Raw genomic sequence first — 10,813 nt, 5'->3', positions numbered from 1 at the left:
GGCCGGCGCTGTAGCTGACGCGATCGGATGTGAACGCAAGCAGCTTGAGCTTTGCCGACTCAATGCCGGAGAACAAGGGAACGCGTTGCAGCATTCCAACCTCATCCTTGAGCAGCATTGTCGCAAACCTCCCAAAATTCACGTCTGCCAGACTAGAACAACCCACGCCCAGATGAAAACAATTCCGTTTCCAGGTGGCAATACGAGCCGCTTGAGGTAGCGAGCCCAATCAGCCGGAACTCTCAATCCCTTGACCTTGCAGCGAGTTTCCCACCGGCGGAAGGATTCCATCTGAATGTCCAATGCTCTATGAGAGCAGTTCCTTGAAAATACCGCCCCCGGCCAAAAGCGTCTCGTGTGTTCCGTCTTCCACCAAACGACTCGAGTCGAAGACGACAACGCGATCGAACATCATCGCCATTGCCGGATTCGTCACGACGCACACAATTGCCGGAGAACGGCCGTCGCGCCTGGCTTCCTCGAGCACGTTTTGCGACACCTTGTCCTGTACGCGCTGGTCGAGCGCCGACAGCGGCCGGTTGAGAATGAGAAAATCGGGCCGCTTGAGCAGGGCTCGGGCAACATCGAGCTTCTGTCGCTGCCCAGCGGTCAACCGCCTGCCGCCGGCGCCGACATTGAAGTCCAAACCGACATCCAGCAGTTCGGCATAAAGCCCCAATTCATCAAGAATGTCATAGACGATGGAGCGTATGCGATCCGGCGCGTCGGGATGATTGCTACCCAGACGCCCGAATAGGACATTGTCCATGACCGTAGCCGCGGCAATGTATCTGGCGGGATCGTAGCGTTCGACCGCATTTTGCAGCTCGGGCGGCAGGTTTTCATAAAATCGATTGCGTGCGGCAACGATCTTGTTCATCAGTTCGTCGCCCAGCAGGCCGAAGCGATGCCGGGGCTCGATATAAGCAAAGCTCAGGGTGACGATCATGGCGCGGTCGTTCTCCGAGACCGTCTCGTAGGGACGGTTCTTGAGCCGTTGCAGCAAGGTTTCGTAGGCGGGTATCTCCTCGGCGCTCATGAAGGCGAGCTGCTGGAAGAACTGGTGATCGGGCGGCAGATCGGCAAACAGCTCGATCGATTGTTCGGCGATATTCAGGCCCATCTCGTAGAGCGTGCGATCGAGGCCGGCTTGCCTCAGCACGGAAGCAAAATAGGAATTTGCCGCCAGAGCCTTGTCGGCAAGCTCCGGGCCGGCGGCAGCGCCGAAGAGCAGGTTCTGGCCGATCGTTGCTTCCTTGTTGTAGGCGCCCGGCTCGAAAGGAACCACCAGTTCGTTCAATCCTTCATTTTCCAACCGGGTTCGCAGCGCCGCACGCAGTTCGACGATCCGCCCGGCAAGCTTGGTGTGACGCGTGAGGTCGGCCGAAGAACGCAAGCCTAGATCCAGAATGTCGCGCGACAGAAGAACTGCGTCGAGCACCTGGCGCACGGCTTCAAAGAGGTCGTGCGGGCCGGTAGCGCCGACGGAAGCATAGTCGATCCAGTCGCTGTGGACATCAAGGTCCGGGTTGCCCGACCGGCGCGCCTCGTGAATGTTCCAGCGGTGCTGGTCCGCCGCGGCACCGTCATAAGTCACCGATGTCAGCGGCGCATGCTTCAATCCGTAGAGCAGATTGTCGCGGAGGCTTGCCTGGAACAGGAAAACATCGGACGAGGCATAGGACATGCGCCGGCCGGTCACTGCTTCAGGGAGTTCAAGCAGGTCGTCGGCACCCGAAGCGACCTTTCCGCTTTCCGGCCAGCTCAGCCGCGCGAAGGCCTCTGCAAGCGCCTCCGCTCCACCTGTTGAGGTGCTGACCAGCGCCACCGTCTCACCGGGGTTCACCTGCAGAGAGACCCGGTCGAGGAGCATTGCACCGCCATCGTCTGCCATGGACAGACCGATCGCCGACAGAGGTTTGGTCATCGGACCGGGATCATCGATCGTCAGTGCGCCGATTTGCGGCGCAATGAGACCCTCGACGGTGAATTGTTCGACGACCTGCTGGTATTTGACCTGGACATCCTGCCGATCCTGATCCCAGTCGATCAGTTCCTTCATCGGTCCGGGCAGGTCCTTGTAGGCGCCGATCACGGCCACGAGCTGGCCAACGTCCAGCCGGCCATGGATGACCAGGTAACCGCCGACCATGTAGAACAGAAAGGGCGTGATCTGCGCGAGAAAATTGTTGAGGAACTTCACCATGAATTTCCATTGGTAAAGATCGAAGCGGATCTTGAAGATGAGCCCGAGCCGGGCAGCTATGTCGGCGCGCTCGTAGTTTGATGTATCATGGACGTGAACCGCGCCGATGCCGTCGACGATTTCGCCGACGCGGCCCGATAGCGCGCGCGCCGTCAACTGCCGTTTACGCCCGAGCACGATCAGCCGCCGCCGCATTCGCGGGATGAGCACGATCTGGATCAAAACGATTACGGCGGCGATCATTCCGAGCCAGAAGTTCTGGACCACGATGAACAGCATGGCCGTCACCGCCTGGCCGCCGAGCAGCACCGGCTGCAGGAAAGCATCGCCGATGAACCCGCCCAGCGGCTCCACCTCGTCCTTCACCATGGTTGCCACCTCGGCGGATTTCACGCGCTTGAAATAACGCGGCGGAAACCGCAGCACACGATCGACCAATTCGAAGCGGATACGGCGCAGCATGCGTTCGCCGAGGCGGCCCTTGTAGGTGTTGATGTAGAATTTGAACAGGCCGTTGATGATGACCAGCAGGAGGAACACGAGGCTGAGGGCAAACAGCGTCGTCGTGCGGTCGAGCTGAAAGCCAGGAAAGAACTGGACCTCTCCGATGAACGGCAGGTTGTAGTGCAGCCTCATGAATGGCTGGGTCGCGCCCGGTTGCTCGAACCCCTTGCCTTGGATCGGGCCGTTGACGATCAGCTTCGGCAGGTCAAAGGACATGAAATACGGGATCATCGAAAGCAAGACGATAACCAATATCCAGAGCTGCTGCTTCTTGGTGTGCGTCCAGATATAGCGAGCTAGGCTGGGTTCCATATGCGACTGTGAACCTTCAGTTCAAAGAACAAAGTAAAAGCATCGGCTGGTGGACGGCGCATCGGCAATCATCGCCGGCGACGCGTTCGAAGCCTGCGAGGCGGCTTGGCGAGGCAAGATTGCGTTGTGTCGCCCGAAATCCCAACGTACAAGGCGAATATGATGGATGTCACGCAACCGCGCAATGCCGGCATGGACGGGCACGAGCAGGCCTTGGACCTCACGCGGGGAATTGCCGCCTATGTCAACCACCCTCTCGTGGCAGGGCTGGCGCGCGTCATCGCCAAACATCCGCAGGCCGACATCGCCAACGCCTTCAACCACAAGCAGGTGGCCTGCAAGATGTGGGCGCTCGACAGACTGTTCGAAAGCTGCGGCGGGCGCTTCGCGCGCATATGGGTTCTGGGCGGATGGTACGGCATCTTGCCGGCGATGCTTTTCAACGACCCCCGCTTCGACATCGCGACGATTGACAGCATCGACATCGATCCCGAAGTCGCGCCGGTTGCCCAGACCCTCAACCGGGAAGCCGGCGACCGGTTCCGGGCGCTGACAGCCGATATGTACGCACTCGACTATGCGGCCGGGCCGTCCGACCTGATAGTCAATACGAGCTGCGAGCACATCGCCGATCTGCGCGCCTGGCTTGCCCTGCTCCCGCGGGGCACGAATGTACTGCTGCAATCGAATGACTATTTCAGCGAGCCGACGCACATTAACTGCGTGGCTTCACTTGCAGCCTTCGAGGCAATGGCGGCGCTGCGGGAGATACGATTCTCCGGCGAACTACCGACAAAAAAATATACGCGCTTCATGCTGATTGGGACGGTTTAGTGCCTTTCGTCCAAAACCGCGTAGCGGTTTAGGACAACGACATGCATCAAGACTTAAAGCGCGTCGACTGAATCCGTTCAGCGCGACGCGCTTTAGGCCCCGCCGTCTGCTTGGTCATGTCCCGGGCCCCATTTTTAGCGACCGCGTTCGATGCCGCTCGCGCAGGATTTGCGCCGAGTGATGCGCCCCTTCCAGATCGAGACGATGCGCGGACGGCCTCGGCGCCACCAGCGCCTGTTCGATCGCCTGCGCCAAACCTTCAGGCGTCAGGTCCTTTTCCATCAGCACCGTTGCAAGACCGAGTTCTTCGAGCATCAGGGCGCGAACCGTTTGTTCGGTTTCCCCGCCGGCTGCAAACGGCACGAGCAGGGAGCGACAACCCGCGCGCAGGACATCGCAGACCGTGTTGTAACCCGCCTGCGAGACCGACAGGCGGGCACCGGTCAGCAGGCTGGCGAAATCCTCGCGGAAGCGGAAGATGGACAGGCCCGGCGTGGCATCGCGTGCGATCGCGTCAAACTCGTCTTTCGGCAGGTTGGGGCCGGTGATCAAACACCATTTCCAGCCATTTTTGGCATTCCGCGCCGCTGCGATGGTGGAACTGACAAGACCCCTCCCGGCAGCTCCACCGCCAACCGACACCAGAATGTCGAAGCGCTCGGAGGCCGCGGGCGATGGCGGCGCGGCAACGAGCCCTGTGTAGGTGACCTCGGCCCTGATTGCCCAGGCTAGTGGAAATGTCCTGTCGATGGTTGCGAAAGTTGGGTCGCCGTGGACCATGACAAGGTCGAAATGCCTGTTGATGAGATCGACCGTTTCCTCGTTTCGGCCCGGCTTGACGCGCTCCTGAAGGATATCGCGGACGGACGTCGCCAGCAGCGGTCTGGGCGATGTCGCCTCGATGGCTTCGAGCAGCGGCATGAGTTCGAAGCGCATCTGCCGGCGTCCAAATGGAAAGGCCTCGACAATGACGATATCAGGTCTGCAATCCCGGTATGCCTGCAGCAGCATCTCTGAACGCCGTTTCTTGAAATCATCGTCGATGGGCTTGCCCTGCAGGTCGACAAGTCCGGAAAATCCTTCATCACCGGAGGTGACAGGCGGCAGGGTTACAGTTTTCACCCCTGGTCCCGGAAACCCCGCGATCGGCGCGCCGCCGGTCACGACGGTTACGTCAAACCCGACATCGACCAGTGCCGCTGCGATGCGGCTGGAGCGAGCGAGATGGCCGATACCGAGCAGGTGCTGGACATAGAGGAAGACGCGCTTCAATCGGCGGCCCGCCACTCGCGCTCGAACAGTTCCTTGAGCTGTCCGATGCTTGCCGTATGGTCGAAATTGCCGCGCACGCGCCGCTCGGCGGCGTCGCCGAGGCGGGCGCGCAGCACGGGATCGCGGATCAGGCGCTCCAGCGCCTGTGCGAGGGCAATTGGGTTTTCCGTCGGAACCAGCAGCCCGGTTTCATCCGGCGACAAAAGCTCCGGCACGCCGGAAATATCGGTCGACACGCAGGCAAGCCGCTGGCTGGCCGCCTCCACCAGAACATTCGGCAGACCGTCCCGGTCGCCATTTGCGGTGATCCTGCAGGCCAGGGCGAAGATGTCGGCGCACCGGTAGTGCTCAAGCACCTCCTCTTGCGCAAGCGCGCCCTTCCAGGACACGCGACCATCCAGTCCGAACTTTTGCGCCAGCGCCTTGAGCCGTTCCAGTTCCTCGCCGCCGCCGATATGCTCGAAATGCCACGCCAAATCGCCAGGCAATAGGGCAAGCGCCTCCAGCAAGGTATCGTAACCTTTCTTTGCAACTGCGCGCCCGACACTGAGAATGATAACCGGGTCGTCCGCCGCCGAGCCGTCATGCTGTTTTCGCGCCTCGCCGAAACTGCCGAAGCGATCAAGGTCAAGCCCATGGTAGCTCAGATGCACGGACGAGTTACCGTTTGCGAGTTCTTTAAGACGATCGAAGCCGGTTTTCGTGCAAGTGACCGTCCAGCGCGCCGAGGAAAGCTTGCCGGCCAGATCCCAGTCCGCAGAAGTCCAGATGTCCTTGGCATGGGCTGAGCAGCTCCAGGGCAGGCCACGAAGCTGGCTGACGTAGCGCGTCACCGATGCCGGCGTGTGCGCGAAATGCGCATGCAACCATCCCGCGTCTTCCGGCCATTCGGCCGCCAGCACGAGCGCTTGCCCGAAGCGGCGCACGCGATTGCGCGTAAAGTCGCGGCGGATATCGGCAGCCAGCGATCCGAGCGCGCGCCAGAACCCCGGCCGCAGCAGATAGGCAAACAGCGAGCGAAGCACGCGCAGCGGCTCTTCATGCAGATATTCCGGCAGATAACGGATGGGCGCCTTGATCTCGTCATGCACAGGGTGGCGTTTTGCGTCGGTCGGCCGCCTGAGCGCGACGAGTATCAGGTCAAATCCCGCGCGCTCCAGACCGAGCAGTTCCTGCGCGATGAAGGTTTCCGACAACCGCGGATAGCCCTTTAGAACCACGACGATCTTGCGACGTTGCAACTCAGCTCATTCCCTCAATGACCGAAAGGTGAGGGCTGGCCCGCCGATCGAGCAGTTCTGCGACGATTTCGGAAATATGAGGCAGTCCTTCCAGCCTCAGATGCGGATTGCTCTGAGATGGGCGGGGCCGGTCCGGCAGCGCCACCAGTGCATCGGCAAACCGCTGGGAATCCTTGGCTTCGTCCGGCAAAAGCATCTCGATAAGGCCGAGTTCGGCTGCGCGCCGAGCGCGGATCAGTTGTTCCTCACGGGGCTCGACGCGCGGCACGATTAGCGCCGGCTTGTCGAAAGACAGTATCTCGCAATAGGTGTTGTAACCGCCCATCGCCACTACCGCCTTGGCCCCGGCAATCAGGTCTTCCATGCGGTTGTCGAACTCGATGATCTTGATGCAGGGGATCTTGGCCCCCTTCTTGAGCAGCTTGTTGCGCTTGCGCGCCGGCATGTAAGGCCCAAGCACGATCAGCGCCCTGTGCTGCAACTGCGGGTTCTGCTGATAGGCATCGATGACGTCGTGGATCAGTTCCGCGCCGTCACCGCCGCCCCCTGTGGTAACAAGGATATACTCACCCTCGGGCCGGTGGCCGGGCAACTCGTTCCGCTGCAGGCGCCGTTGCAGGAAACCGACGAACCTCATCTTTGCCCTGACGGCCGGCGGCACATCCAAGCCGGTCAACGGATCGTAGAAATCCGGCGGGCCATAGGCCCAGACCTTGTCGTAGAACAGGCCTATCTTGCGCATCACATCCCTGCGTGCCCACTCTGCTTCGAGCAGATGCGGCGCATCCATCACCTCGCGCAGGCCAAGCACGAGCGTGGTACCCCGCGTCTTGAGGTAGGACAGTGTGTCCTCGATCTCACCGCGCAGGCCGAGCGGTTCCTTGTCGACGATGAAGATATCCGGCCGGAAGGTCTCGGCCGTGTGGCGGATGATCGACTGGCGCATTCTGAGCGTCTCATGCAGATCGATATCCTTTTCCAGCGAGGTGTACTCGCCGTTGCGCAACTTGATGACGCTGGGGATCTTCACGAAGTCGACACGGGCGCGATAATCGAACGCGCCGGCGATGGGCGCACCCGAAATGATCAGCACCTGAAGTCCGCGGAAATCCTCGACCAGCGAATGCGCGATGGTCCGACAGCGCTGCAGGTGGCCGAGCCCGAACGTGTCGTGGCTGTACATGAGAATTCGAGCGTCTTGTACGTGCTGGATCATTTCTGAACGTCTTTTAGAATTCTCGCCTTGGGAACCGGGGCGGTTGGGGAAGCCATCCTGAGGCCTAACCGACCTGTTGTGAAACATGAGGGCGCAATTTTCAATTCGTATTACCCAAGAGGCCGCAGATCGCCCCTCACCGTCCGCGAATTCATAGTCTCCCATGCGACCGGCGCGATGCGAAAGATCAGATAGCGTTCTTCACTCTGGACCCCGCATTTCGTGATGTGATGGGCGCCAATCCGAAGCCCTTCATGGAGCTACATTCGCACGAAGCGCTCGGGTCTGTCTTCCCCGACCTGAACAAGTGCGACTCCACTACACACTTTGTCGGTCAGCAGCATCGATAACTGTTCTCCATATGCTGGCCACCGGAGGTCAGCTCGTCGCCCCAGACGAATTCAGCGCGGATGCCTCCAGTTTGCTCCCCGGACGTAAGCCCATCAGTTGTTATGACTGCTGCGATCGATGCCGCGCGAAGGCCTCACGGACGTCACGAGCCTCACGGACGTCACGAGTAAGAGACGAAGGGCACGCCGGCCCATCGAATGGCGCGTGAGCGTCTCGCGCCAGTGCGGCGCGCCGCCACTGTTCAGAGCGATTGTCGCGTCATTTAAGACAAGCGTCGGCGGCCGAGGATTTCATTCGCACTCATATCCGGGAAGACATACCCATTGTTCGACTGTGCAAGGAAATCGGTGTTAGCCGTCGACAACTGGATTACGCCTTTCGCACTACCTTCGCCGTAGCCCCGCTCGAATTCATCAGAGCGCTCCGTCTCAATGAACAGACGGCTCCTTACTGCGGCACGTGCTGACGGCTTGAGCATAACTGCGGTCGCTATGGAGGTGGGGATCACCCATCTGGGCCGCTTCGCCGCGAATTATCGACTCTTCTTCGGCGAATCTCCCTACGAAACACTGCAGCGCGCCGGAAGATCGTGACCCGGGCGCAACCCGCGCCGAGAAATGCCGGTCACCATCGCCAGCGGTTCGATGGAATTTGCGCAATCCGGATAGAAGTCGAATTTGAGAATTAGTACACTCTAAAGTTCTAGCCTGCGTTGGGTGCTGCATAGTCCGGACATAAGAACGCGCGAAGCGGTGAGCTCTTGGGAGGATCAAAAATGACGAGACCTAGCTTGAGATTGACCGGCGCTGCCGGAATCGTCGTCGTCTTGATGTTTGCGGGGCTCATCGATGCCCTTGCGCCCTTCGCCCCCGTCGTTGGCGAAGCGCAGGCGCGAGTTGGCCATCCGCTCACGCCTGGCAGCGTCGCAGGCGTCGCAAGGCGCACCACACGCCGAACGATCCGCCGTTCGACTATCTACGGGAACAGGCTCCCGGCTGCGTGTGTGACGACTTCGATCAACGGCACCGTGCTTTGGCACTGCGGCAGCAGCTACTATCAACCCTACCAAGGGCGCTATGTCATCGTCTATATACATTGAATGGCAAGCTGCCCCGAATCAATGATACGTCGATTGGGAGCCCAGAATCTGGCGCGCCCGACACGACATCTCGGCTATCTGACCGCGATGTTTTTCCTGATCGCCAGGTCCCTCGTCTTTGGGATCGCCCTCTTGTTGACTGGTCCATCACAGGCACAGGCGCCGGCGACCGTTCCGCCTGAAAAGGTCAAACAGTTATTCGATCTTCTCGACGATCCGTCGGTGAAGGCCTGGGTGGCCGAGCAACGAAAGCAGGACGCCGGGCCGACCGGAACGCCTGCCGCGGCAGGAGCTTCGCCGTCCGGCGCATCGTCCGATGCCGTGGCCGCGCCGGGCCGGATGAATACGATGGCATCCTCGACGCTCGATCGGATCAAGCATCATATCGAAAGAATCGTGGGGACCTTGCCCTCTCTGCCAGGCCAGTTTGCGCGCGTGCGGGCAGAGACCATGGAGGATATGTCCGGCAAGAGGCCTGCCAGCATGCTTTTGCTGATCGCGATTTTCATCGCTGCCGGCCTGGCGCTCACTTGGGCAACGTACAAGCTCACCCGCCCGTTCCGTTTGTGGATCATCGCGCAATCGAAGGATACGCCCATCGGGCGGGCCAAGAAGATTGGTGGCCGCACGCTTTATTCCAGCCTGCTGATCCTCTCGTTCGCGCTGGGCAGCGCCGGCGCGTTCATGTTGTTTGACTGGCCAATGCTTATCCGCGAGATCGTGCTGACCTTTCTGATGGCTGCGGTCGCCACAGCGGCTGTGCGCATGTATCTCGCAGCCCTGCTCGTCCCTTCCTTCATGCAGGTCGAGAACGCCGTCGAGGTTCGTGCTTTGCCGGTGACCAACGAAACGGCCGACCATTGGTTCTATTGGGTACCCAGGATCTTCGGCATCTTCGCCTTCTTCGCCGCCGCGTTCATCCTCTTGCCGGGTCTCGGCATTGACCAGGACGGAATGCTGGTGCTGTCGGTAGGTGCCGATTTCGTGCTGCTGCTGCTCTTTCTGATTGCCGTTTGGCGTCGGCCAAGAACACAGCGGAACGATGGGCACGGTCACACGGCAGCGACATGGTTTTTGACTGCTTACTTCGTCGTCCTGTTCCTGCTGCGCATCGCCGGCCTTCCCATATTGTTCTGGTTTACCTTCGCCGCATTCTTCCTGCCTTTCGCAATCGTGCTGACGCAGCGCGGGGTCAATTTCGTCCTGCGGCCGGGTTCGGAAGATGCCGGCCGGCCTACGATCCCGGCGGTCACGATCGCTGTCATCGATCGCGCAGTCCGGATGATCTTGATCCTGGCGGCGGCTTACCTTCTTGCGAGTGCCTGGGGTCTGGACATGCAGTCGATGCAGGACAGCAACACGACGACCACGCTCATATTGCGCGGCTTGATCAATGTCATTGTCATTGCGCTGGCAGCCGATTTCGGCTGGTCGATCATCAAGGCATTGATCGAGAGAAAGCTGGGCATCGAAGCGCACGCGGTGATCAGCGACGAGGAGATGCCGGTCGTCGATCCGCAGCAGGCGCGGCTGCGCACGCTCTTGCCCATCATCCAAAACATTCTACTGGCAGTGATCGTCGTCATGGCGGTGCTGATGATGCTCGCTTCGGTCGGTATCCAGATCGGCCCCCTGATCGCGGGCGCCGGCGTCGTTGGCGTCGCTGTGGGTTTTGGCGCACAAACCCTCGTCAAGGACGTGATCTCGGGCGTGTTCTATCTGCTCGACGATGCATTTCGTGTCGGCGAATACATTTCATCGGGCAGCTACAGGGGTAC

General features: G+C 60.4%; 7 protein-coding genes and 1 pseudogene. 3 read left to right on the top strand and 5 right to left on the bottom strand.

Features of this window, described 5'->3' with window-relative positions:
- Together EOA24_RS14695 and EOA24_RS14690 are read right to left on the bottom strand one after the other, a co-directional pair.
- A pseudogene (locus EOA24_RS14695) lies at positions 1 to 118 on the bottom strand (cyclic nucleotide-binding protein); the annotation flags it as partial.
- A 189-nt stretch (positions 119 to 307) separates the two neighbouring features.
- Positions 308 to 3,022 (bottom strand): ABC transporter ATP-binding protein, encoded by a 2,715-nt coding sequence (locus EOA24_RS14690; RefSeq protein ID WP_126081339.1) that lies wholly within the window; start codon positions 3,020 to 3,022, stop codon positions 308 to 310.
- Between the two features lie 162 nt (positions 3,023 to 3,184).
- Between EOA24_RS14690 and EOA24_RS14685 the strand changes: the two genes are divergently transcribed.
- Positions 3,185 to 3,856 carry a class I SAM-dependent methyltransferase gene (locus EOA24_RS14685; RefSeq protein WP_127249239.1) on the top strand — a complete coding sequence of 224 codons (672 nt, stop codon included), beginning with the start codon at positions 3,185 to 3,187 and terminating at the stop codon, positions 3,854 to 3,856.
- A gap of 114 nt (positions 3,857 to 3,970) precedes the next feature.
- Here the strand turns inward: EOA24_RS14685 and EOA24_RS14680 are convergent, their stop codons facing one another.
- The 3 genes from EOA24_RS14680 to EOA24_RS14670 are packed head-to-tail and all read right to left on the bottom strand — an operon-like array spanning position 3,971 to position 7,585.
- Entirely contained in the window at positions 3,971 to 5,128 is a 1,158-nt protein-coding gene (locus tag EOA24_RS14680) for a glycosyltransferase family protein (protein WP_126081338.1), read from the bottom strand.
- Positions 5,125 to 6,369: a glycosyltransferase gene (locus tag EOA24_RS14675; protein WP_126081337.1), complete on the bottom strand. Its 1,245-nt coding sequence runs from the start codon at positions 6,367 to 6,369 to the stop codon at positions 5,125 to 5,127. The genes EOA24_RS14680 and EOA24_RS14675 overlap by 4 nt, the downstream gene beginning before the upstream one ends.
- 1 nt (position 6,370) lies before the next feature.
- Positions 6,371 to 7,585, bottom strand: a complete 1,215-nt coding sequence (locus EOA24_RS14670) for a glycosyltransferase family protein (protein ID WP_126081336.1) — start codon at positions 7,583 to 7,585, stop codon at positions 6,371 to 6,373.
- A gap of 1,180 nt (positions 7,586 to 8,765) precedes the next feature.
- Here EOA24_RS14670 and EOA24_RS14660 point away from each other — a divergent pair.
- Both EOA24_RS14660 and EOA24_RS14655 read left to right on the top strand, forming a co-directional pair.
- Entirely contained in the window at positions 8,766 to 9,035 is a 270-nt protein-coding gene (locus EOA24_RS14660) for a hypothetical protein (protein ID WP_245501797.1), read from the top strand.
- Between the two features lie 33 nt (positions 9,036 to 9,068).
- Positions 9,069 to 10,813 (top strand): mechanosensitive ion channel domain-containing protein (locus EOA24_RS14655; RefSeq protein ID WP_245501796.1); only part of this gene is annotated, 1,745 nt, incomplete at its 3' end.

The sequence above is a fragment of the Mesorhizobium sp. M2A.F.Ca.ET.039.01.1.1 genome (genome assembly GCF_003998035.1).
In the GTDB taxonomy this organism is placed as follows: Bacteria; Pseudomonadota; Alphaproteobacteria; order Rhizobiales; family Rhizobiaceae; genus Mesorhizobium.
This window is presented reverse-complemented; position numbering and strand designations above follow the sequence as displayed.

What these genes read in the sequence shown, in the direction of transcription:
- EOA24_RS14690 (WP_126081339.1), bottom strand. Translation starts at nt 3,022, where the DNA reads ATGGAACCCAGCCTAGCTCGCTATATCTGGACGCACACCAAGAAGCAG.
- EOA24_RS14660 (WP_245501797.1), top strand. Translation starts at nt 8,766, where the DNA reads ATGTTTGCGGGGCTCATCGATGCCCTTGCGCCCTTCGCCCCCGTCGTT.
- EOA24_RS14670 (WP_126081336.1), bottom strand. Translation starts at nt 7,585, where the DNA reads ATGATCCAGCACGTACAAGACGCTCGAATTCTCATGTACAGCCACGAC.
- EOA24_RS14685 (WP_127249239.1), top strand. Translation starts at nt 3,185, where the DNA reads ATGGATGTCACGCAACCGCGCAATGCCGGCATGGACGGGCACGAGCAG.